This window comes from Maribellus sp. YY47, assembly GCF_023111095.1.
In the GTDB taxonomy this organism is placed as follows: Bacteria; Bacteroidota; Bacteroidia; order Bacteroidales; family Prolixibacteraceae; genus Draconibacterium.
Genome location: NZ_JALGYW010000001.1, coordinates 252,942 through 278,878, shown reverse-complemented (window position 1 = coordinate 278,878; position 25,937 = coordinate 252,942). Strand labels below are relative to the sequence as shown.

The 25,937-nt window shown below is 43.5% G+C and carries 13 protein-coding genes; 2 read left to right on the top strand and 11 right to left on the bottom strand.

The features are described 5' to 3' along the window. Together MR764_RS01225 and MR764_RS01220 are read right to left on the bottom strand one after the other, a co-directional pair. The coding region (locus MR764_RS01225; RefSeq protein WP_247977561.1) for a hypothetical protein at nucleotides 1-4,401 on the bottom strand (4,401 nt) is incomplete at its 3' end. A 407-nt stretch (nucleotides 4,402-4,808) separates the two neighbouring features. Then, nucleotides 4,809-5,444: a response regulator transcription factor gene (locus MR764_RS01220; protein ID WP_247977560.1), complete on the bottom strand. Its 636-nt coding sequence runs from the start codon at nucleotides 5,442-5,444 to the stop codon at nucleotides 4,809-4,811. Nucleotides 5,445-6,483: 1,039 nt separating this feature from the next. Here MR764_RS01220 and MR764_RS01215 point away from each other — a divergent pair. Continuing rightward, the gene (locus tag MR764_RS01215) at nucleotides 6,484-12,225 is read left to right on the top strand and encodes a PKD domain-containing protein (RefSeq protein ID WP_247977559.1); all 5,742 of its coding nucleotides are present in this window, start codon (nucleotides 6,484-6,486) and stop codon (nucleotides 12,223-12,225) included. A gap of 129 nt (nucleotides 12,226-12,354) precedes the next feature. On the opposite strand, the gene MR764_RS01210 is transcribed toward MR764_RS01215, so the two are convergent. The 4 genes from MR764_RS01210 to MR764_RS01195 all read right to left on the bottom strand — a co-directional run bounded on the left by MR764_RS01210 (nucleotide 12,355) and on the right by MR764_RS01195 (nucleotide 19,223). Beyond that, complete coding sequence (locus MR764_RS01210; protein ID WP_247977558.1) at nucleotides 12,355-13,989, bottom strand: thiamine pyrophosphate-binding protein; 1,635 nt, start codon at nucleotides 13,987-13,989, stop codon at nucleotides 12,355-12,357. 140 nt (nucleotides 13,990-14,129) lie between these two features. Continuing rightward, nucleotides 14,130-14,642: a shikimate kinase gene (locus MR764_RS01205; protein WP_247977557.1), complete on the bottom strand. Its 513-nt coding sequence runs from the start codon at nucleotides 14,640-14,642 to the stop codon at nucleotides 14,130-14,132. 69 nt (nucleotides 14,643-14,711) lie between these two features. Then, nucleotides 14,712-17,339: a DNA gyrase/topoisomerase IV subunit A gene (locus MR764_RS01200; RefSeq protein ID WP_247977556.1), complete on the bottom strand. Its 2,628-nt coding sequence runs from the start codon at nucleotides 17,337-17,339 to the stop codon at nucleotides 14,712-14,714. Between the two features lie 48 nt (nucleotides 17,340-17,387). After that, nucleotides 17,388-19,223 (bottom strand): DNA topoisomerase IV subunit B, encoded by a 1,836-nt coding sequence (locus MR764_RS01195; RefSeq protein ID WP_247977555.1) that lies wholly within the window; start codon nucleotides 19,221-19,223, stop codon nucleotides 17,388-17,390. A gap of 461 nt (nucleotides 19,224-19,684) precedes the next feature. Here MR764_RS01195 and MR764_RS01190 point away from each other — a divergent pair, with 461 nt between their 5' ends. Next, entirely contained in the window at nucleotides 19,685-21,001 is a 1,317-nt protein-coding gene (locus MR764_RS01190) for an MFS transporter (protein ID WP_247977554.1), read from the top strand. Between the two features lie 152 nt (nucleotides 21,002-21,153). On the opposite strand, the gene MR764_RS01185 is transcribed toward MR764_RS01190, so the two are convergent. The 5 genes from MR764_RS01185 to hpt all read right to left on the bottom strand — a co-directional run bounded on the left by MR764_RS01185 (nucleotide 21,154) and on the right by hpt (nucleotide 25,848). Continuing rightward, on the bottom strand, nucleotides 21,154-22,932 hold the full coding sequence (locus tag MR764_RS01185) for a hypothetical protein (RefSeq protein ID WP_247977553.1): 1,779 nt from the start codon (nucleotides 22,930-22,932) through the stop codon (nucleotides 21,154-21,156). Beyond that, a complete protein-coding gene (locus MR764_RS01180; RefSeq protein ID WP_247977552.1) occupies nucleotides 22,932-23,624 on the bottom strand; it encodes a phosphatase PAP2 family protein in 693 nt (230 codons plus the stop codon). The genes MR764_RS01185 and MR764_RS01180 overlap by 1 nt, the downstream gene beginning before the upstream one ends. Beyond that, nucleotides 23,624-24,613 carry a GTPase ObgE gene (gene obgE / locus MR764_RS01175; protein ID WP_247977551.1) on the bottom strand — a complete coding sequence of 330 codons (990 nt, stop codon included), beginning with the start codon at nucleotides 24,611-24,613 and terminating at the stop codon, nucleotides 23,624-23,626. The genes MR764_RS01180 and obgE overlap by 1 nt, the downstream gene beginning before the upstream one ends. 97 nt (nucleotides 24,614-24,710) lie before the next feature. Continuing rightward, a complete protein-coding gene (locus tag MR764_RS01170; protein WP_247977550.1) occupies nucleotides 24,711-25,283 on the bottom strand; it encodes an adenylate kinase in 573 nt (190 codons plus the stop codon). A gap of 22 nt (nucleotides 25,284-25,305) precedes the next feature. Beyond that, a complete protein-coding gene (hpt, locus tag MR764_RS01165) occupies nucleotides 25,306-25,848 on the bottom strand; it encodes a hypoxanthine phosphoribosyltransferase (protein WP_247977549.1) in 543 nt (180 codons plus the stop codon). Between the last annotated feature and the right edge of the window lie 89 nt (nucleotides 25,849-25,937).

Sequence of the window (25,937 nt, the reverse complement as noted above, 5' to 3'; positions counted from 1 at the left end):
CATGGCGCTTACGGTCGTTTCATCGATACTTCCGTTGTTGTCCCAATCCCATCCATAAGTGGCGATTGGCATGCCGTTGGTTCCGGCTGTACTTCCTGAAGCATCAAAATCAACAACTGCATTGCCCAGACCATCCTCGCATTCATCGTCGGCATCCAGATCAGCTACCGGGTTGTCGTATACTGTAAACTGGGTGGTCGTACTGTTGTAGCAGCCAAACTCATCGGTTACGGTTACGCCTACCGTATGCGTTCCTACTGCAAAACTGTGGGAAGCCATTGCGCTTACGGTCGTTTCATCGATACTTCCGTTGTTGTCCCAATCCCATCCATAAGTGGCGATTGGCATGCCGTTGGTTCCGGCTGTACTTCCAGAAGCATCAAAATCAACTACTGCATTGCCCAGACCATCCTCGCATTCATCGTCGGCATCCAGGTCAGCTACCGGATTGTCGTATACAGTAAACTGGGTGGTCGTACTGTTGTAGCAGCCAAACTCATCGGTTACGGTTACGCCTACCGTATGCGTTCCTACTGCAAAACTGTGCGAAGCCATGGCGCTTACGGTCGTTTCATCGATACTTCCGTTATTGTCCCAATCCCATCCATAAGTGGCGATTGGCATGCCGTTGGTTCCGGCCGTACTTCCTGAAGCATCAAAATCAACTACTGCATTGCCCAGACCATCCTCGCATTCATCGTCAGCATCCAGATCAGCTACAGGATTGTCGTATACAGTAAACTGGGTGGTCGTACTGTTGTAGCAGCCAAACTCATCGGTTACGGTTACACCTACCGTATGCGTTCCGACTGCAAAACTGTGGGAAGCCATGGCGCTTACTGTCGTTTCATCGATGCTGCCGTTATTGTCCCAATCCCATCCATAAGTGGCGATTGGCGTGCCGTTGGTTCCGGCGGTACTTCCTGAAGCATCAAAATCAACTACTGCATTGCCCAGACCATCCTCGCATTCATCATCGGCATCCAGATCTGCTACCGGATTGTCGTATATAGTAAACTGGGTGGTCGTACTGTTATAGCAGCCAAACTCATCGGTTACAGTTACGCCTACCGTATGCGTTCCTACTGCAAAACTGTGGGAAGCCATTGCGCTTACGGTCGTTTCATCGATACTTCCGTTGTTGTCCCAATCCCATCCATAAGTGGCGATTGGCATGCCGTTGGTTCCGGCTGTACTTCCTGAAGCATCAAAATCAACAACTGCATTGCCCAGACCATCCTCGCATTCATCGTCTGCATCCAGATCAGCTACCGGATTGTCGTATACTGTAAACTGGGTGGTGGTACTGTTGTAACAGCCAAACTCATCGGTTACAGTTACGCCTACCGTATGCGTTCCTACTGCAAAACTGTGGGAAGCCATTGCGGATGCTGTCGTTTCATCGATGCTGCCGTTATTGTCCCAATCCCATCCATAAGTGGCGATTGGCATGCCATTGGTTCCGGCAGTACTTCCAGAAGCATCAAAATCAACTACTGCATTGCCCAGACCATCCTCGCATTCATCGTCGGCATCCAGATCAGCTACCGGATTGTCGTATACTGTAAACTGAGTGGTGGTACTGTTGTAGCAGCCAAACTCATCGGTTACAGTTACACCTACCGTATGCGTTCCTACTGCAAAACTGTGGGAAGCCATGGCACTTACGGTCGTTTCATCGATACTTCCGTTGTTGTCCCAATCCCATCCATAAGTGGCGATTGGCATGCCGTTGGTTCCGGCAGTACTTCCTGAAGCATCAAAATCAACTACTGCATTGCCCAGACCATCCTCGCATTCATCGTCAGCATCCAGATCAGCTAAAGGATTGTCGTATACTGTAAACTGGGTGGTGGTACTGTTATAGCAGCCAAACTCATCGGTTACAGTTACGCCTACCGTATGCGTTCCTACTGCAAAACTGTGGGAAGCCATTGCGGATGCTGTCGTTTCATCGATGCTGCCGTTATTGTCCCAATCCCATCCATAAGTGGCGATTGGCATGCCGTTGGTTCCGGCTGTACTTCCCGAAGCATCAAAATCAACTACTGCATTGCCCAGACCATCCTCGCATTCATCGTCAGCATCCAGATCAGCTACCGGATTGTCGTAAACTGTAAACTGAGTGGTGGTACTGTTATAGCAGCCAAACTCATCGGTTACAGTTACGCCTACCGTATGCGTTCCTACTGCAAAACTGTGCGAAGCCATTGCGCTTACCGTCGTTTCATCGATACTTCCGTTGTTGTCCCAATCCCATCCATAAGTGGCGATTGGCATGCCGTTGGTTCCGGCTGTACTTCCCGAAGCATCAAAATCAACTACTGCATTGCCCAGACCATCCTCGCATTCATCGTCAGCATCCAGATCAGCTACCGGATTGTCGTAAACTGTAAACTGAGTGGTGGTACTGTTATAGCAGCCAAACTCATCGGTTACAGTTACACCTACCGTATGCGTTCCTACTGCAAAACTGTGCGAAGCCATGGCGCTTACCGTCGTTTCATCGATACTTCCGTTGTTGTCCCAATCCCATCCATAAGTGGCGATTGGCATGCCGTTGGTTCCGGCTGTACTTCCTGAAGCATCAAAATCAACAATTGCATTGCCCTGACCATCCTCGCATTCATCGTCGGCATCCAGATCGGCTACAGGATTGTCGTATACCGTTATAGTAACCATTTCATAGTCGAAACAATCAAGATCGCCGTCTCCAGGATTCGAACTGCGAATCCAATATTCAGAACTTCCAACAGCTACCACAACGGACGGATCAATTGCACTTGCGCTATCGATCGCATTCTGCTGAGTCATGTGATAACTTAATACGCCTCCTCCATCACTGGTTACGGCATCATATAAATTAAAGCTGGCTTCACCTGTATTTCCTACTTCACAAGCTTCCAAATCTTTTACCATTAAATCAGGTGTTGCATGAATGGTAACCATAGCAGGTTCACTAGTCTTAATACAACCTTCTATACCTCCATTTATCGCTTTAACACTTACCTTGAAGCTAAAATCGCCAACAACATTTGTTGGAACGGGATAGGTTGGAGAATCAGTGCCAACTACAGTCCAAACATCTGCTGGTCCTTCTTTGTACCAGGTATACTCATAATCTACAGACGGCGGATTTTCTGCCGGAGAATTCCCCAGGTCAGCAGTCAGCACGACTGGCGGATCACCTTCACAGGCTGCTCCTCCTTCAAGAAATACTTCCAGTTGTGGTTTATCTCCCAAGTCAAATGGTCCACCCATATCTTTCAAAGATGATGGCAAAGATGCAGATGAACGGGATTTCACAATCACACTTCCCAAAGTTGAGATACAAGGATCGGCACCCGACCGAGTATCGAAACCCAATGCGGTTGCATTTATCGCAAACTCAACCAAAGTATTTGTCGGATATTGAGTTACAACATTTCCTTTTGAATTAATTGTACCCCAGGGTGGTGCCGCTACCTGTCCCGCATCGTTTAACTGCGTGTGCACAGCTTCATCCTGCAAATCACTCCTTAACTGAATCAATTGATATCCAAAATTATCATCATCAGGATCGTCGTCGAAAGAATTGGTACATGCATAAAACGCATCGTTTGCAATTACAAATTCGAATGGCCTCCCCGGTAATAAATTGAATGCATCAAGGTCAGCATCCGTAGGAAAATCTCTTTTATCGATCCACGCATACATGCTAATATTGGCATTTACACCTCCATTAACATAATCGACAGAAAGTATCACATCGCCATGTATTTCCACACTTCCATCCGGAAAAAAACTATAGGCCGTGTGTCCGCAATCGCCTCCGTCGTTTTCATCCTCATAAACAATGTGGTTATCGACAAAGTCTACCCTTTTTCGGAAGTATTCAAAATCAAGGTGGTTACTTCCGTCAGCATCGGCTGTGGAGGCGCCAAAAATGGCATACTCGTCATCAGCTGGTGGGGCAAGGGGTAGTCTGCGAATATGACCATAAACATCAATAATGTCGGTTTTCGCAGGTACATCACCTTCTTTGAAGCCCCAGGATCTTGGGTCATCAAAGTTTTTGTTAATACTTTGATCGAATACAGTCATGTCCTGATTTCCCCCGGCAATGTTCTGGTCGCGAAGATATGCAGCGTCAACCCAGGTACCGTTGCCATCGGGTGCCGTGTAAACAGGCGCCGACATTCGCAGTTCAATACCGACATTCTGTCCGCCGGATATTTTGGCTATTTCAGCCACGGCAGCAGCAGAAGTGATATCGATTACCCCCGCGCCGGTTGCAGTATTCCCATCAGGTAGTGCTGAAAACCAGTCATCGGTACCTATTGGATTTATCGGTGGTGGTGTCGGATAAAAAGATAAAATATCAGCCCAGACATCGCCATCAATACCAAAGTCGGCCCTCACAGTAGTTTCTGTGTTTATTAGCTGTGAATAAACCGGGTTATTCAAACTAAACAGGACCAAAAAAAATGGCAAAAAAAGCAAATGACGCCAATATCGGAACCATAACTTTTTTTGCCCGACGAATAACAAACGCGTGTCATCCGTAAGTTCGAAGTAATTGTTTCTCATAATCTGATAATTTAAAGTTTCTGATGTGCTCTAATCATTATCAGGTCATCTAAAAAACAAGTGCCTATAAAGTATAAATTGGTTTTAGGAATTAATCTAAGGGGAACAGATTTAAGTCCTTATTTTTATCAGTTTTCATGAGTGAAAAGTTACGGCAGCATAAAAAGGAAGTCAATCGGGTTTTATACTGATTTATTGAAGCATATTTTTAATCATACCAAAAAGTATTTTTTAAGAACTTATGACAAAATATTGTGGTGAAATGCATACCGTACCATATCTGCTGTAGAGTTAATTTTCAATTTCGAAAGTATATTCCTTTTGTGCGATTCAACGGTTCGCGGGCTGATACTTAACCTCGCCCCTATTTCCTTGTATGTCAATCCACTGGAAAACAGCTTCAGTACCGCCACTTCCCTTTCGGTAAGGTTTTCTACTTTTTTCTTGCTGTATTTCCGCTTTTGAAGAGAAGTCTTAAAAATATCCCACACCTTTTTTCTGAAAAATTCGCCACCGGCATGTAGCCTTTTAATGGCTTTAACCAGGTCATCTCCCGTCGCGTCGTTAAAAACAAATCCCTTCACGCCCAACCTGATATATTCTTCAAAACAATCGGAATAATTCTGACTTAATATCAATAAAACGGGAATTTCGGAGTACGCCCGCCTGATTTTTTTTATCTGCTTCATCCCCGAATTCTCTCCGTGTATCACGTCAAATATGATTACATCGGGCGCCCCGTTTTTTAATTGTTTAAAGAGATCGTTGCAATCTACAGCCTGAACAATTACCTCGCACCCTTCTGATTTATCCAGTATCGACTGGATTCCTGCAGCAAACAAAACAAACTTATCTAATATGGCAACTTTACACATGGCTAAACAATTAAGAGTGAACATTGTATCATTGATCGAAATTTTCATTTCAATACAACAATATTTTCATGCTTTCCTTTGGTATCTCCAATAAGATAATATTTACCTTACCAGCAAATCAGTCACATGTAAAAAGCTTCTCCACAGGTTAGTCTTGAGAAAGGGATTCTCGTTCTCAGTGGATAGACAAGTTACAACAATATACGACGCAATTCAATACGGATTTTTACGGATATGAATATCGGGAAATACGTAAATCCGGTCAATAAATGGCTATGGATAAACGATGTCATCACCCACAATAAGGGTATTTTATTACACAATCATTTGGTATCCGACGTGCAAATTTCGACAAATCTGTTCAATTTCGGGCAGCTTAAAATTCTAAGAGAAAATCTAACCCGGGATACCGGACAAACTCCATTTCATTCAACATTAAATCCCTGTGTCTGTGACTCAAGAGAACTCAAATGTATTTTTCCGATATCAGTTCCACCATCAAAAACAGTAAGCGGCGCTGATTTTGGGTTCCACTCTTGCTCAAAGAGCAAAAGAATCCGGCAAACAATCATCCTGCATTCTTCATTTCGTGCCACAAAATCTCTTTACATAAAAAAGCCTCTGTTTACCACTGCTCTGTTTATCAGTTGATTATGGAACTTTTTTTTTGGCTTTTATTATTTTTTATCTGAGTATCCAAACAGCAGCAAACACTGCTATTTCACCCACTTATAAACAAGATTTTGCGAGACAAGGCATCTCCCTGTTTAAAAAAACACTTGGATTACAATTAACAAGCATCTACTTTAGTCCTGCAAACCTGTTAGACAACAATCATAATTTGCTAATGGACGATCTTTCTATTTTATCCATGCAACTCTTGATTAATTAGAGATTTAAATTATTGAGGTATTAATTTTTATTAAGTTGTGAAAGGAATTTGATTAGGGGTATTTGAAGTTTTACAAACCCACTGTTTGTTTTTACAACAAACAGATCAAAAAAAGCAGGACCATTTAATCACTTTCAAAGGTATGCTATGAAAAAATCAGGGCTTTTTGCACTGCTGATTGTATTAATCAGCTGGGCTTCGTTTGGACAAAATTCAGACGACAATTTCAAAAAGGAAGGAAAAAATTCTCAATCCGTTAGTATCAATCAAAGCTTTTCCGGCTCATCCGAAATATTTCCGTTTGGACAAAACGGAGAGATAATTTACGGGCTTGATGCCACGGCTACCATTGAGCTGAATGGCGACAACTCGCTGGTGAGAATGATATTGACCGACAGTAACTATAACGAATATTTGATTTACGAAAGTTATAATCTCTTACTGGACGCGTCAACTTCTTTTACTATCGAAAATATTTGTGAGGAAACAAGTATCCTGGATGGAGTCTCACCACGCTCCATTCAAATTGAGATAAAAAATGCTCAGTTGCAGTTACAAAGTATAAGCTACTCAGCGGGTATTGACCCGGGCCTTAGCATCGAAAACCTAAAAAAGGAAAAGAAAAAAGGTCAGAATAAGGTCAAAATCAATAAAATCAACAATAACTTAAAAATGAAAGGACAACACTGGCTTGCAGGAGAAACCAGTGTTTCGGAGTTAAGTTTTGGTGATAGAAAAAAGCTGTACGGACAAAGCACTTTCCCTGCAGGATTTGAATATTACTCAGGCGGAGTGATTACAGCAGGCAGCACAGATTCAGGAACTACAACTGATGGCACTTTAAAGTCAGCTACTACCGCAACAGAAAGTCCTTATGTTGACAAATGGGACTGGCGCGACCGGCATGGGAAAAACTGGATCACTCCGGTTACTAACCAGGGAACTTGTGGTTCGTGTTGGGCATTTGCAGCAACGGGAGCTACAGAGGCTATGGTAAATCTTTTTTATAACCAGCAAATTAACCTCGACCTGTCAGAACAAGACCTTCTTTCGTGCAGTGGGGCAGGTGATTGCGGCGGCGGGTACCCGTCATATGCACTCGATTATATTGCAACTAAAGGTATCGTTGATGAGGCAACATTCCCTTATGCTCAAAGTGAACTTGCATGTAGCGAGAAAGGAAGCAATCCTCAGGAAACGATAAAAATAGGGGGCAGAGTAAATTTTGGATCCACTGCCTATCCCAAAAATGAAGATGTATTAAAAGACATGTTGATAAAGATGGGCCCATTAAGCGCCGGACAACGCAATTGGGCGCATGCAATGGTACTTGTTGGCTATCGGGTGGTAAAAGAAGGTGACATTTTCTATTATCAGAATTTAGATGGATATCGAAGTTGGGAAATTGTAACAGCCGAGAGTTCCTTGATTGGAAGAACTGTCTGGATTTTCAAAAACAGCTGGGGATCATATTTCGGAGATTCAGGTTATGTCTATATCGAATCCACCATGGATAATTTTGACTGGACACATGCGGTACTGACTCCGATCACCAGTACGGTAAAAAATTATAATGTAATTTGTGAAGATAAAGATGGAGATGGTTATTACTGGTGGGGAATGGGTCCAAAACCCGCAACATGCACAGGACCAGATGAACCAGACGGAGACGATTCTGATGCCACTCTTGGCCCGCTGGATGATTATGGACATTGTACTGTAATTGGGGGGCAACCTGTAGCTAATTTCCTGGCTGATATTACATCAGTTGTCGAAGGTGAGTCTGTTCAATTTAAAGATGTATCTTCAAACGCCTTAGCCAGAGAATGGACTTTTGAGGGAGGAACTCCTGCCACATCAACCTCCAGCAGCCCATCCGTGCTATACGAAACTCCCGGAATATATGATGTAACCTTAACCGTTTACAATAAGGAAAAATCAGACGTAAAGACCGTTGCCGGTTATATTGTGGTAGAGAAATACATTCCGGATTATTGCAAATCACATGGAGATGCATCAGCCCAATGGATTGAATCCGTACAGCTCGGTTCACAGATTTATACTTCAGGTTCTTCAGGAACAGCAGGTTATCAGGATCTAACGAACTTTACATACAATGTTGATCCTGGATCGGTTGTAACATTTACTTTAACGCCGGGTTTCTCCGGAAGGACATATCTTGAACAATGGAAGATTTGGATTGATTATAACGGAGACCTCGACTTCGATGACACAGGAGAACTCGTTTATACGAGTAGTATCACCAGTTATCCGGTTTCAAAAACAACAACTATACCTTCTAATTTAAACATTAAAACAGGCATGCGGGTCTCAATGAAACGTAACGCAAGTGCAAGCGCATGTGAAATATTTACAGAAGGAGAAGTTGAAGATTATACCATACAAATCGGCACACCTACCGGCAATTCTCCGGTAGCGAACTTCTCCACAAATAAAACCTTGGTTACAACCGATGAAACCGTCTCTTTTACTGATTTGTCAACCAACACACCAACTTCCTGGTACTGGACATTTGAGGGCGGAACTCCGGCCACATCAACGGCTCAAAATCCAACCGTTACTTATGGTTCTGCAGGAAGCTATAAAGTAACGCTGACAGCAACCAATGCCGACGGATCGAATACCAAAGCCATTGATAATTATATCGAAGTAACAGAACCGATTGTTGCTCCGGTGGCTAACTTTTCGGCCAATCCCAGATCGCTTGTTGAAGGAGAATCCGTTACCTTCACCGACCTGTCGTCGAACGAGCCGACCTCATGGGAATGGATTTTTGAAGGAGGCGATCCGGCTACATCTACCGCGCAAAACCCAACGGTTACCTATTACACTGCCAACACTTATTCCGTAACATTAACGGTTACAAATGAGGCGGGATCGAATACTCAGGTACTAGATAACTATATTGAGGTAAGCAAGCCGGTTATTCTTCCGATCGCTGATTTTAAGGCTAACACTACTTCGGTGACAACAAACCAAAGTGTCAATTTTACAGATCTGTCTTCCAACACCAACTCGTGGAACTGGACATTTGAAGGTGGTAATCCGGCAACATCATCAGCGCAAAACCCAATTATTTCCTATAGTGCTGCAGGAACCTTTAAAGTAACGCTAACCGCAAGTAATACCGATGGTTCGGACACAAAAACCATTGATAATTACATTGTGGTAACAAAACCGATTATTCTTCCGATTGCTGACTTTTCGGCTAACACTACTTCGGTGACAACAAACGAAAGCGTGATCTTTACAAATCTGTCTTCCAACGGCAACTCGTGGAGCTGGACATTTGAAGGTGGTAATCCGGCAACATCATCAGCACAAAACCCAAGTATTACCTATAGTACTGCAGGAACCTATAAAGTAACGCTAACCGCAAGTAATACCGATGGTTCGGACACAAAAACCATTGATAATTACATTGTGGTAACAGAACCGGTTATTCTTCCGATCGCTGATTTTTCGGCAGATAAAAGATCGGCAGACGTTGAAGAAACCGTAAACTTTACCGACCTGTCATCTGACGCAGACTCGTGGAGCTGGACTTTTAAAGGTGGTAATCCGGCTACTTCTACTCTCCAAAATCCTTCTGTTACCTATGCCGCTGCCGGTAATTACAATGTAACACTGGTTGCTAAAAATAAAGATGGGTCCAATACAAAAACAGTAGATAATTATATTCAGGTAAATGAAGCTGGTGTTGCTCCGGCAGCTAATTTCACGGCAAACATGACCAGCATTACGCAAGGAGAAACCGTAGCCTTTTCTGATTTATCAGCAAATGAACCAACCTCGTGGAACTGGACGTTCGAAGGCGGAAATCCAGGCACGTCAACAGCACAAAATCCAACCATTACCTATAGCGCTGCAGGAACTTATAAAGTTACCCTAGTCGCTGCAAATAACTTTGGTTCTGACACTAAAACCGTGGATAGCTACATTCAGGTAACAAAACCACTTGTTTTACCTGTGGCTGATTTTTCGGCAAACAAAACATCGGTAACGACTGATGAAACTGTGACCTTTACGGATTTAACAAGTAACAATCCTGTTAGCTGGAACTGGACTTTCGAAGGAGGGACTCCGGCGACTTCAACACAACAAAACCCAATGGTTACCTATAGTTCTGCAGGAACGTATAACGTAACGTTAACAGCAACTAATGCTGACGGTTCTGATACAAAATCAGTTTATAACTACATTGAAGTAACCAAACCCGTTGTTGCTCCGCTGGCTGAATTCTCGGTAGAAAACACTTCAATAACAGAGGGCGAGACAATAATTTTTTCTGATTTATCGTCGAATGAACCGACCTCCTGGAGCTGGAGTTTCGAAGGAGGAACCCCGGGGACTTCAACCCAACAAAATCCTTCTGTTACTTATACTACACCGGGCGTATACAGCGTAACACTAGTCACGTCAAACGCTGGCGGTTCCGATACAAAAACAATTGTCGGTTACATCCAGGTCGAAGAATATATTTCATCCTATTGTATTCCCACAGTAAATGCGAATGAAGAATGGATCGCCGGCGTTAAAATTGACGAACAGTCCAATACATCCGGATCAAACGGTTATGCAGACTTTACATCATTTGGATTTGACCTGGAAAGTGGATCAAACCAGACCATAACACTTACTCCCGGATTTAGCTCACGAAGCAAATTTGAGTATTGGGCAGTCTGGATCGATTTCAATCAGGATATGACTTTCTCTGACTCCGAAAAGGTTTTCAGTTCAGCAAAATCGAGATCAGCAATTACTGCAACAATTTTCATTCAGGCAGGAATAAACATCACTACACGAATGAGGGTGGCAATGAGTCCAACAGCACCTTCAGCATGTAATGAACTCACCGGAGAAATTGAAGATTATACGGTAAAAATATTTGAACCGGCTCCGGTTGCTGACTTTACAGCAAACAGTACAAGTGTTGCAGTGGGCGAAACGGTGCAGTTTACCAATACTTCGCTGTACAATCCAACCAGTTTACTGTGGAATTTTTACGGCATCAACCCCGGCACGAGTACTGCCAATAATCCAATTGTTACCTATAATATTCCAGGCGAATATATCGTTACCTTAACTGCATCAAATAACGCGGGAACATCGCAGAAAAGCATGAACATTACGGTTTATGCCCAGAACGATAACGCAATTCCAGACTATTGTTCACCCCAAGATGTAAGTAGTACACTTAACTATATCAGAAGAATTGTATTTGCAGGATCCGACATAGAATCAGGTGCCGAAAGTTATCAGCTGTCAGCATCAAAAATGGATAATATTACTGCCGGTGAAAATTACATCGCAGAATTTTATCCATACTCAAACGCTACTCGTAATTACTGGAAAGTATGGATAGACTATAACAACGATGGCGATTTTGATGATTCCAATGAAATGGTGCTCGATATCAGCAATAAAAAAGGAATGGTTAGCGGGACGATCTCCATTCCTTCAGATGCAGCAGGCACCACGCGAATGAGAGTGGTTATGAAAGTAGGCGGCGCTCCGGTAAGTCCATGTGAAACTGGCTTCTCCGGAGAGGCTGAAGACTACACTATCACCATTAACGAAGCATTGCCACAAGCGGCTACTCCACCATCGCCAATGGGAGATGTGATTCAAAACCAGTTAAAAGTATACCCGAATCCTACCACAGATTACGTCAACATTAAAATAGATGAAATAGGATTCAACGATATTTATTCCATCTACGACATAGGCGGTAAGCTGTTAGCTCAGGGACAGATTAGTTCATCCGACACAAGAGTTAATCTTTCAACCTATCCGCAGGGGATTTATATGATAAGAATTGCCAACAATGACCGAATCCATAATATGAAAATTATAAAAAAAGATTAGGGGCGCAAAGAGGATTTCTTAGAACACGATTAAAGGATTGCTAAAAGTTGAAAACATTTTTAGTAATCCTTTTTTTGATCTCTTCAAATCCTAATCAGAAGGACTAAAAACAAAGGAAAATCAGATAAATCAGATCCGATTCCTGCGAAGTAACAATTCTTTGTATTCTGACGGATCGACCACCGCTTCAATCACCATCGGTCGGTTTGCGTCAAGAGCTTTTTTTAGCGCTTTTTTATAGGTATCGAGATCCGCCACCTGAATAATAGGAACGCCAAAATAATAATTGGTGGGTGCTCCCGAAGCTTGATTCAGGTCGGTACCATAGTGAGAATCGTAGCCTTTATTTGTCTGTTTTATATTGATGAGCGAAAGGCTGCTATCGTTAATCACTACAAACACGATGTTTAAGTCCAAGCGGCTCACCGTAGCCAGTTCGCCAACGGTCATATGAAAACCACCATCTCCCAGCAAAGCTACAACAGGCAGTTCGGGATAATTCAGTTTGGCCGCCATTGCCGCCGGAATTGCAAAGCCCATTCCCGACCATCCGTTTGTCATCAATAACTTACCTGGCGCAGGAGTCCTCCATTGCTGACCGGCGAGGTGCAAGTGAGCTCCTACATCGACAGTAAGAACTCCGTCGTCGGGCAAAATATTTCTTAGTTCATGCAAAACTGCACGCGGACCAAAACTTCCGGGAGGAGGAGTCAACTTTTGAAACATCCTCTTTTTCCGTTCGGCTAACAACTCCAGATCCCAGTTTTTAGCTACTCCGTTTAACTTAAGCAATTCCTGCAAAGCCATCTCAATATTTCCGGTTACATTCAACACTTCGCGAAGCTTTCCGGTATCTACGTCGGCCTCTTTTTCGTCGATATGAATCAACGGAACGGGCGGCATCCATTCTTCATAATTAAATTCCACCGGATCGTAACCTACTCCAATCACCAAATCTGCCTGGCTGTACGTTTCAGCAACACTGTCCGACAAAGCATGAAACAATACCCCAGCATAAAGAGGATGATCTTCTGAAAAAATACCTTTTGCCATGGGTGTAAGCACCACTGGCATTTTGAATTTTTCAGCCAGGTTGATTAGTGCGGCCTGCACGTTATTGCGAACAGCCGATAAACCAACCACAAGTACAGGGCACTTACTTTTTGCAAATAACGACTCCACTTTTTTCACCTGCTCAGCCACCAGCGGCGACCAGCGCTTTTTCTCCACACGAAGGTATTCCAGCTCTTTCCCTACATTGTGCACTTCCTGCCTGCCGATACCAGCCGGCACACCAATGTGAACCGGACCGGGAACATCAGAAGTGGCAATTCCGGCAGACTTTAAAATAACCTCTTCCACATTTTCGGCTGAAAGGCGGGTAGTATGTTTGGTTATCGGAAAAAACAATTGCTGGTGGTTGACATTCATTTGAACTACACGGTTCAGCAAATGATCCGGCATCTCGTCGGTAAATGCAAGAAGTGGCGAACGGTCGAGCAATGCTTCTCCAACGCCGGTACTCAGATTGGTAGCCCCCGGCCCGAAAGTGGCAAAACATGCCCCCGGTATTCCGGTGATCCGCCCGCAAATATCTGCCATGATGGCTGCAATGGCTTCGTGCCCCACCAAAACAAAATCAATCCCGTCTTCTTCGCGAAGTGCCTCGATGTAATCAATCATGTTTCCGCTGGGAACGCCAAATACATACCGCACGCCTATTTCGCGAAGGGTGTGTGCAAATTGCTGAGCTACCGTTGGCATAAAAATTTATTTTTCGAAGATGGAATATACAATAAAAGAGGGCAAGAAAAAAGGCTCTTTCAAAAAGAACCTTTTCCTTTTCTGCTTCCCATTTCTGATGATCGTCAGAAAATAGGGGAAATAAGAAAACCTGCAGAAAACTATGTTCCCGGGTGTATCCCGAGCAGATTTTCAATATATTCCAGTTCCACATCAGGAACCGTTATTTGGTATTGAGCCTGAGTATAAAACTCGTTTCGCTTTTTTAATGTTTCATCGATAAAAGCCACCAGCTCTTCGCGCGACTTTCCTTTGATGAGCGGACGTTCGGTTTTTGACGTTAAAAGACGATCGGCCAAAATTGCGGGATTAATATTCATGTAAATGGTTTTCCCGGTGCGATTCATGAGATCAATGTTATCGAAAAAGCAAGGCGCTCCTCCACCGGTCGCAATTACAATGTCGGTAAATTCAGAAAGTTCTTCCAGCGCTTTTCGTTCTTTGCTTCGGAACTCTGCTTCCCCTTCTTCCTCAAAAATTTGCGGAATGGTTTTGCAGTTTCGTTCTTCAATGTAATGATCCATATCTACAAACTGCACATCCAGATGTTTCGCCAACCTTCTCCCCAATGTGGATTTTCCACATCCCATATATCCGATCAAATAAATTCTCATACAAAGTAGTTTAGAGTTTAGAGTTCAAAGTTTAAAGTAGATACTGAACTCCAAACTTGGAACACATAACTAAAAAAGTGACATCTGGTTTGAATTATCTTCGTCCTTTTTGGGTCGGTTCACTTCAAACGGAATATTATCGGTGTCTTCTTCCATCTCTGCATCTTCGGGCTCCGGCCTGTCGTCTTCATCCTTTATTACCGGTTCAAGCTCGGTAATATCTTTCACTTCGTAATTCGACAGTCGCTTTCCTTTAGCCTTCCACGATTTTACTCCGATAAACTCAGCCACCTCGATAATTTCATTTTCACGTTCTTCATTCTTCCCGCCAAAAGTGATTTCCAATCGAGGATAGTGCACCCAGGTAATACTCACCAGTTTGTTGTCGGGATGATCACCGATAAAACGAATCTGCTTGCCTTCCGGTTCATCAATTTCGAAACGTTTCACATAATAAAATTGCTGTTCGGCATCAAAATAAACAGCTGAAAGAACTTTGCTTTGGTCAAATTTCTCAATGGTAAGAATATTGTCGCTAAAGTGATTACTCAAATCATAGTTATACAATTGCAGATCACCGCTTTTATAAATAACCAGGATCTGATCCTCCCCGGAGAATTCACCCAGATAATCTCCGCGACCATCGGCATTCAACCTCAAAACATCGGGATCAAACCATATTTTGCGACCTCCCAGGGTAGAAACGCCTTTTTCCTTTAGCGAAATCTTATGCACATCGTATTTGGTTAATATGTTCCCCATCGATTGCCGTCCCTTAATGGCCAACTCACCAAGATCGACTTCAAAAACCAGCTTTTTAATACGCGGTTTTGGTTTTAAGACGATACGCAACGTTTCCGCCTCACCGTTCGGGTTTGCCGAAAAATAGGCAATCCTCGAACCCTTTGTTTCCTGGGTAATATTGTATTCCTTATCGCGGGTAACTCCGGTTACAGAAAATCTTTTCATGTAGAATACACCCGACTCACCGTCTTTGTACACTACGTTGTAAATGGTACGCTTGTCGTTCTTTTTGAAAACCGCCACGTACAATGGATTCTTTCCGATAAAGGCTTTGTCCGAAACTTTAGAGATAAAATATTTGCCATCGCGATGGAACACAATAATATCGTCGATATCGGAACAGTCGCAAACGTATTCAGCCTTTTTCAGCGAAGTTCCTATAAATCCTTCAGCCCTGTCCACATAGAGTTTTTCGTTGTTCACTACTACTTTGGTAGCCACAATGTTTTCAAAACTCCTGATTTCGGTTTTTCGAGGAAAGTTTTTGCCGTATTTATCTTTCAGATGCTGAAACCATTTTATGGTAAATGGAACAATATTCTCAATGTGATTCAGCACTTCAGCAATCTCGTCTTCAATGGCTTGCAGCTGATCGTTGGCTTTGTCGGTATTGAATCTCAGGATACGCGCCATGCGAATTTCCATCAGCTTCAGGATATCATCCCGCGTAATTTCCCTTCTTAGCTTAGGCTTCCAGGGATCGAGACGCTGATCGATATGTGCGACCGCCATATCCATGTTTTCTGCATCTTCAAACTTCTTGTCTTTGTAAATTCGCTCTTCAATAAATATTTTTTCAAGCGACAACGAATGCCATTGTTCATCCAGCTCGTTTTTTCTGATCTCGAGCTCCAGCTTTAAAAGTTGGAGTGTACTGTCGGCCGAACGTTTTAAAATCTCAGACACGCCGATAAACAACGGTCTGTCGTTTTCGATGATACAGGAGTTGGGCGCCAGTGAAACCTCGCAGTCGGTAAAAGCATAAAGTGCATCGATGGTTTTATCGGATGAAACACCGGGAGCCAAATGCACGAGGATTTCGACGTTTGCCGCCGTATTATCGTCAATCCGCTTGATTTTTATCTTTCCTTTTTCGTTGGCCTTTATAATCGACTCGATCAGCGAAGTGGTATTTTTACTAAAAGGTATTTCGGTAATGACCAGCGTTTTATTGTCCTGCTTTTCAATTTTCGCCCGCACTTTAATTGTACCGCCACGCACTCCATCATTGTATTTACTGAAGTCGGCCGAACCTCCTGTCGGAAAATCGGGATACAATTCAAAATCCTGTCCTTTCAGATAAGCGATTGAAGCGTCGAGCAGTTCGTTAAAGTTATGCGGAAACAACTTGGAGGCAAGACCAACGGCGATACCTTCAACTCCCTGTGCCAGCAACAGCGGGAATTTCACCGGCAGTGTCACCGGTTCGCGTTTACGACCATCGTACGAAAGTTTCCACTCCGTTGTTTTCGGATTAAACAGCACTTCGAGGGCAAATTTCGATAATCGCGCCTCGATGTAACGGGGAGCAGCCGCTCCATCACCGGTTAGAATGTTCCCCCAGTTACCCTGCGTATCAATCAAAAGCTCTTTTTGCCCCAACTGAACAATGGCATCACCAATGGAAGCATCACCATGCGGGTGATACTGCATGGTTTGCCCGATAACGTTGGCCACCTTGTTGTAACGCCCATCGTCCATTTCGCGCATGGCATGCAAGATACGTCGCTGCACGGGTTTTAAACCGTCGTTGATATAAGGCACTGCACGCTCAAGGATTACATACGAAGCATAGTCGAGAAACCAGTTGCGGTACATCCCCGACAAATAGGTAATTTCTTCTTTTGCGTTATCGTCCTGAATTTCTTCCTGATTCAAATTCTCTTCTGACATTCTTTCTCCTCAAAATTAGCGGTCCACCCTGTCGGGTAAATACATTGTTTAAGCCACCTCGTCTTTTTCTACGTACAGGTTATCAATAATAAAATCCTGCCGTTCAGGGGTATTTTTCCCCATGTAAAATTCAAGCATCTGTGCTGCCGATTCATGTTTTTTCATCTGCACCGGATCCAAACGGATATCTTTCCCGATAAAATTCTGGAATTCGTCGGGCGAGATTTCACCCAAGCCTTTAAAGCGGGTAATTTCAGGCTTTCCTTTCAACTGATCAATGGCAGCCTCTTTTTCGGCTTCTGAATAACAATATATGGTTTTTTGTTTGTTGCGCACCCTGAACAAGGGGGTTTGTAAAATATACACATGCCCCTTTTTAATCAGCTCCGGAAAAAACTGCAAAAAGAAAGTAATCAGCAGCAAACGAATGTGCATTCCGTCAACGTCGGCATCGGTAGCTATAATTACTTTGTTGTAACGAAGATCTTCCATGCTGTCCTCGATATTCAGCGCAGCCTGCAAAAGATTAAACTCTTCGTTTTCGTAAACTACTTTCTTGGTCAAGCCAAAAGTATTCAGCGGCTTACCTCTTAAACTAAATACTGCCTGCGTGTTTACATCTCTCGATTTGGTAATCGAGCCACTGGCCGAGTCTCCCTCGGTAATAAAAATACTCGAGGCTTCTTTTAACTCGTGCGAGCTGTTGAAATGCACCCGGCAATCGCGTAATTTCTTATTGTGAAGGCTCGACTTTTTGGCTCTTTGCTTCGCCAGTTTCTTGATTCCGGAAATGGCTTTACGTTCTCTTTCCGATTCAACAATACGCCGGTGGAGTACTTCGGCGGTATCCGGATTTTTATGCAAAAAGTTATCCAGTTCCTTTTGCAAAAAATTCCCAACGTGTGCTCTTACCGAAGGCCCGTCGGGACCAATATCTCTCGAACCAAGTTTGGTTTTGGTTTGCGACTCAAATACAGGCTCCTCAACCTTAATACTGATGGCCGCCACAATCGATGCACGAATGTCAGACGGGTCAAATTCCTTCTTGTAAAAATCCCTGATCGTTTTTACCAGTACCTCGCGAAAAGCCTGTAAGTGGGTTCCCCCCTGGGTCGTGTGCTGTCCGTTAACGAATGAATAATAGTCCTCCCCGTATTGGTTTCCATGCGTTATGGCAACCTCAATGTCTTCGCCTTTTAAATGTATAATTGGGTAAATTGGGTCATGATCCATGTTCTCTTCCAACAGGTCACGTAATCCGTTGCGCGAATAAAAACGTTCTCCGTTAAATTCAACGGTAAGCCCCGAATTCAGGAAAGTGTAGTTCTTCATCATGTTCACGATGTAGTCGCTGATGTAGCGGTACTTTTTGAACACGTTGACATCGGGAACAAAAGTTACTTCTGTACCATTTTCTTCCTCAACGCCGGTAAGATCTTTTTCGCCCTGCTTAATCCCTTTACTAAAGTAAACTTCCTTGCCTACTCCTTCACGAACGGCTTTGATGGTAAAATCGGATGAAAGCGCATTTACCGCTTTGATACCCACCCCGTTCAATCCCACTGATTTTTTAAAAACCTTATTGTCGTATTTCGCTCCGGTGTTCATTTTACTGACCACATCAACAAGCTTTCCGAGCGGAATACCACGGCCATAATCACGAATGGAAACTTTATCCTGATCCACATTCACCACGATCTTTTTCCCAAACCCCATCATAAACTCATCGATAGAGTTATCCATCACTTCCTTCAACAGTACATAAATACCGTCGTCGGCCGATGATCCGTCGCCAAGTTTCCCAATATACATCCCCGGACGCCTCCGGATATGCTCCTGCCAATCTAAGGTTTTAATTGTTCCTTCGTCGTAGTTTGCGCTCATAATCGAATTTCCAGATTTATATTCCGGATGCTGAACGCCGACATTATTGAAATTTATCTGGGGAGTGCTGTATTTCAAATAACTGCGGAGTTCACCGGATTGCCACAAATATAATTAAATCAAGCTGTTTTTTTGCCTTTTTACCCCCGCCATTAACTAACAATGAAGAGTTGAAAAATAGTGAATAAGATTTCCTCTGAAATGCGCACAAATAAAGGAAAAATATGGGGAATGACCGGCTCCGGAAAAAATTACAGCCACCATTCTTGATAATTTATTCAACTGAAAAAAAAGCCCCGAATTGAATCCATTTACATAGTTTCAGTGAGTTGTCGACAATAAAAAAATGTATCCAAAATGCTAAATCTGACAAAGGCAAACCGATTGTATCGTTCCTAAAAATTTCCGGAGCTACAAATTAGCTAACTTGCCCGGAAGAAAACAGACAGCCATTTCAATTCATGCCACTTACAGCTTTCATCCGGTCGAAACAAATCTCAAACAGCATAAGAACCATATTCAGGTCGCTGCAATACAGAAACTTCAGGCTGTTTTTTAGCGGGCAAAGCATTTCCCTGATCGGAACCTGGATTCAGCGGATTGCCATGCCCTGGCTGGTTTACGACCTCACCAACTCGGTTGTTCTTTTGGGTGTTGTGGGTTTTGCCGGACAAATTCCTACTTTTCTGATGGCTCCCTTTGCCGGGGTAATTGTCGACCGTAAAAATCGTTACAAGATTCTGGTCGCCACACAGGTTCTGGCGATGATTCAGGCACTGATGCTGGCCACCCTGGTTTACACCGGACAAATTCAGGTGTGGCATCTTATTGCACTCAGCATTATGCTCGGACTGATCAATGCCTTCGATATGCCTTCGCGCCAATCGTTTATGATTGAGATGGTGGAAAAGAAAGACGACCTGGGAAACGCCATCGCACTGAATTCTACGATGGTAAACGGCGCCCGGCTGCTGGGGCCTTCCATCGCTGGAGTTCTCATATCGCTGGCCGGAGAAGGAACCTGTTTCCTGATCAACGGACTGAGCTATACGGTTGTAATCACGACACTCCTTTTAATGAAAACCAAAGTCAAGCCGAAAATAAAAAAGACAACGAAAGCAGCACATGAGTTCCAGGAAGGATTTCGATATACATTTGGATTTAAACCCGTGCGTTTTCTCATTCTGTTACTTGCCCTGGTAAGTTTAATGGGCATGCCCTACTCGGTACTCATGCCCGTTTACGCCAAGGAAATTCTTCACGGCGGATCACACACTTTCGGGTTTTTAATGGGAGCTTCAGGCCTGGGTGCCTTGTCGGGAGCACTTTACCTGGCTTCGCGAAAAAATGCCGCCGGACTGGAAAAATTAATACCCGTTTCGGCTGCAGCTTTTGGAGTTGGCCTCATCCTGCTGGCGCTCACCAATACTTTCTGGGTAGCGTGTATCGTTATGACCATCACCGGCATTGGACTGATGATGGTGATGGCATCAAGCAATACGGTAATACAAACCATTATCGACGACAACAAACGGGGCCGGGTAATGAGCATCTATTCGATGGCATTTATGGGTACCGCACCTTTCGGAAGTCTGATGGCCGGTTCGCTGGCCAAAGCAGTCGGCACACCCATGACACTTGTTTTCGGAGGCTTGTGCTGTATCATAGGAGCCTTGATCTACCTGCGTAAATCTCCTGAACTGCAAAAACACATTCAGCCTGTTTATAAAACACTTGGAATTCTGAAAGAAAAGGAACCTAAAGGACTGAAGGATTGAAGGATTGAAAAGGAAATGCGGAAATGCATTAATGCCAGAATGCTTAAATATCAGAAAAATACGACAACACAAATTCCCTTTTACCGGAGTATTCACAGACGGAATCTTAAGCAACCGGCAAATAAAGACAACTTTAAACACTAAAACCGAAACTAAATAATCCCCATCTTTTTCATCAGAAAAGTGGCGTTCATTGTTTGGGTCACACCATCCGAAAGTTTGTAATCAAATATAAGTTCGTCATTCTCAATCCTGATCTCAAAACATTTATTAAATACTTGCTGCGGAAAATTTTTCTGCATTTCGCTTAGTTTCAGATCATGGGTGGCAATCAATGAAACCGACTGATACTGCACCAGTTTTCGAATCAGCTCGCGCGAACCATTTAACTTATCCACCGAATTGGTGCCCTTCAGCATTTCATCGAGAATAACAAAAATACGATCACCGTTCTGCAAACGGTCGAGCACCCCTTTGATACGTTTCAGTTCGGCAAAAAAGTACGATTCGTCTTTCAGCAACGAATCGGTGGTTCGCATATTGGTATACAAATCGATGGGTGTAACTGTCATACTTTTGGCGCACACCGGAGCTCCCGACTGCGCTAACAAAAGATTCACTCCAACGGTTCGCAAAAACGTACTTTTCCCGGCCATATTTGCACCGGTTACAATCATCACTTTTGACCAACCCTGAATACCAAAGTCGTTGCAAATCCTTTTTCCCTGCCGAATTAAAGGATGACCTAACTCTGTCGCGTCAAACACAAAGTCATCGCCATTCATTACAGGATAATTGAAATCCGGATGATTGTCGGCAAAATTTGCCAGGCTGATCAGCGCATCTACCTCGGCAATCGCATCGATCCATTTCTCCAAACTTCGATGATGAAGCTGATGCCATTTCCAGAGTTCATATACACAACGAATATCCCACAACAAAACAGAATTCAGGACAAAACCAACCAACAGATTCTGCCGGTATTCAAACTCCCCAACCCGTTTTTTTAGCTGACTGAAGGTTTTCCCTGCTGAAGGACTTTTAATATTTTGCTGCAGTTTACTGAGGTAAGCGGACTGAAAATCCTGTTGCTCCAGCAATTCCAACAATTTCATGTATTTTGACAACAACTGCGATTTCCGGCCAAAAAAACTAAAAAAGTAAGTGATTCGTTTCCGGTAAAAATAGGCCATCGCCCATTGCACGAAAACTGCCACAACCAAATAGGAATTTGACACTCCCGTAATCGCCAACGCAGCAGCCAGCAATGTCAGCGCCGAAACAATCCGAAGGATCCACTTCGTTAATTCCGGATTCCTAAGCTCAAATTCAGTCTCCGACCAGCCAATAATTTCACGGCTCAGCGCTTCTGTTTCTTCAAACAACTTTCCTTCGGCTAAAAACTGCAAGCGCCACTCGCGTCTTCCCGAAAGTTCTCGTACCGCCTGCTGCCTGTCTTCAATCTCTTTTTTATTTTTTGAAGGATTCACAAACCAGGATGCCAGTTTTTTAGCGCCGCCAACAGTGGAAGTGCGATTTAAAAACTGATAAAGCGAACCATCACCAAACAAATCGAGATCGTAGGAAAAGAAATGATTGGTATCCAAAAATTCAGCTCCGTTTTTAAAATGCAAAAAAGAATGATCGAGCGCCAGAAGCTCTTCTTCGGTCAGTTGCTTTAAAACAGCACATTTCTTTTTGCGTCTGTCGAGCCGAATACTGGTTTTGATCAGGAAAGAAAACAAAACCAGAAGCGACAAGGTCAAACCACCTGTTGCCCAACTTAATCCCAGGAAATAAAATGGAAAAAACAACGACACAAAAACCACCAAGCGCCACCAGGCCAACCACCTGATCTTTTGAGTCAGACTTTTAAACTCTGCTTCAAAAAGACTCTGTTGTTGCCGGTAGAATGCATGGCTATTGATCATTATAGATAATTGAAATGATGAAGCAGGCTAGTTACAATAAAAAAAGTAACTACCAGCACCACAAATACCAGCCAGATAATGCCCGACTCTTCGCGATGCAGCGCTGTTTTCTCGATTCTGGGCGATTTTGAATAAAAAAAATGGTTTTCCACAAACATCATCAACCTGAACAGAGCCCATCCAACACCCCACCCGAGCAGGATTCCACCCAAAATATCAAAAGGATAATGAACCCCTGAATAAATGCGGGAATAACAGAATGCCGCCGCCCACAAAAAAAGCAAAATGGAGTAACTTCTTCGTTTAAAAATCAATGATGTAAAAACCAGGATCGCCACCGAATTGGCCGCATGCGACGACACAAAGCCATACATGCCTCCTTTGCGGAGTACATTGTGAACCAAATGCCCGATAGCCGGATCGTGAACCGGCCGCAGCCGTTGAAATCCGATCTTCATCAACCCTGACAGCTGATCGGCAGCCAGTACCACCAGCGCCAGCCCAATAATGATCAGAATGGCCTTTGTCCGGTAATTTTTGACAATGTAATACAGAATCACCACAAAGAAAGGCAACCACGTTTCCTTGCGGGTTACGAGCAACATGATCGTGTCCCAGAAATCGTTATGAAAACTGTTGAGGTATAAAAACAGTTCCTGATCCCAGTTTAATATCGTATCTAAAAACCCCATTAACTATTTAATATATCCCAGATCTTATCTTTTAAAACCTGGATATTTTTACCTGACACCGAAGAGAAAAACAAATGTGGGATGTCTTTTAATTCCCTGCTGATTTCCTTCATCAGTTCTTCATCCAGCATATCCGCTTTACTAATCCCCAGGAAACGCTCTTTATCAAGCAATTCGGGGTTATATTTCTCGAGCTCATCCAGTAAGATCCGGTATTCTTTCAGGTGATCTTTGCTGTCGGCCGGAATTAAAAACAAGAGCATCGAATTTCGCTCGATGTGCCTCAAAAACCGCAATCCGAGCCCGCGTCCCTGATGTGCGCCTTCAATAATCCCGGGGATATCGGCCATTACAAACGAACGTTGTTCGCGGTGGCCCACAATGCCAAGGTTCGGAACCAGAGTGGTGAACGGATAGTCAGCGATTTTGGGTTTGGCAGCCGAAACCACCGACAACAAGGTTGATTTTCCTGAACTCGGAAATCCTACCAGTCCAACGTCGGCAAGCACTTTCAACTCCAGAATCTTCCAACCTTCCTGTCCCTCTTCGCCGGGCTGGGCAAAACGGGGCGTTTGGTTGGTAGCCGATTTAAAATGGTCGTTTCCCAGTCCGCCACGGCCTCCTTTCATCAAAACCTGGCTTTCGCCGTGCGTAGTAATTTCGAAGAGGAATTCACCGGTTTCTCCATCTCGGGCAATGGTTCCCAGCGGCACTTCCAGCACAATGTCTTCACCATCGGCTCCGGTACTGCGCTGCTTTCCACCCGATTCCCCATTTCCGGCTTTTATATGCTTCTTGTATTTTAAATGAAGAAGGGTCCACATATGCTGGTTTCCCTGCAAAATAATGTGTCCGCCTCGGCCTCCATCACCTCCATCCGGGCCTCCTTTGGGTACGAATTTTTCTCTGCGCAAATGCGCTGACCCGGCACCTCCCGCACCTGATTTACAGTGAATTTTCACATAATCCACAAAATTTGTCTCGGCCATTTTTCTTCTTTTAACTATTTCTCAAATTTAGCAACAAAGGTGAGAAATCCGGTTTACTTACAGAATTCCCACCTTCGTAACCGACTTCTAGTGAAGTCTATAACTTTTCAATAACTTCCTTCAAACGTCCGGCAATCTCTTCAATACTGCCCATTCCATCGATACCAAAATGCTTGCCTTGCGGCTTGTAGTACTCGATCAGCGGAAGTGTTTTTTCGCCATATACCTGAATACGGTTCTCAATCACTTTTTGGTTCTGATCATCCACACGGCCCGAGACTTTTCCCCGGCTCAGCAAACGGTTGATCAATTCCTGTTTCTCTACTTCGAGGCTCAGCATTCCCGATATTCCGGTTCCATGTTTTTCCAACATAGCATCCAACGCTTTTGCCTGGTCTACGGTTCTCGGAAAACCATCAAAAATAAAGCCTTTAGCTTCACGGCGGCTTTCCAGAATTGCCTCAATCATTTTTACCACCAACTGGTCCGGAACCAATTCTCCCTTGTCCATAAACTTTTTGGCTTCCAGCCCAAGTTCTGAACCTGCAGCAATCTCATTCCTTAAAATCTCTCCGGTCGACAAATGGATCAATCCGTAAGATTCAATCAAAAACTCGGCCTGAGTCCCCTTTCCTGCTCCGGGGGGGCCAAATAATACAATATTCAACATGTTGACTTTGGTTATTTTTCGGTTATTCTTTTACGACTGAATAAATATCAGTCAAATTTCTTCCATGTCCATCATAATCCAACCCGCACCCGACAATAAAGTCATTCGGAATTTCAATTCCTACATATTTCAGATCAACTTCTTTTTTAAGAGCATCCGGTTTCAGCAGCATGGTGGCTACCTGTATTTCTTTTGGATTCATACTTTTCAGTTGCTGCTGAATGGCATTGATTGTAATTCCTGTATCTACAATGTCTTCCAACACCACAACGGTTCTTCCCTCAATATTTTCATTCAACCCAATCAATTCTTTGACGCTTCCTGTGGAATGCTCTCCGGAATAAGACGCCAGTTTTACAAATGAAATTTCGGATTCAACAAAATTAATTCTTTTGAAGATTTCGGCAGCAAACATGAACGATCCGTTCAGTATACACAGAAAAAGCGGATCCTTACCAACCAGCTCGGCATTCATTTTTTCAGCCATCTCTTGAACAACGGACTGAATTTTTTCGTTTGAGATGAATAATTCGAACTCTTTATCGTGAATTTTTACCCGCTTCATGTAAATGTATGATTTTTATTAATACTTAAATTGCCTTAATTTTGCACTGAAAAATTTGGGCTACAAAATAACAAAAACAAATCGAGTAT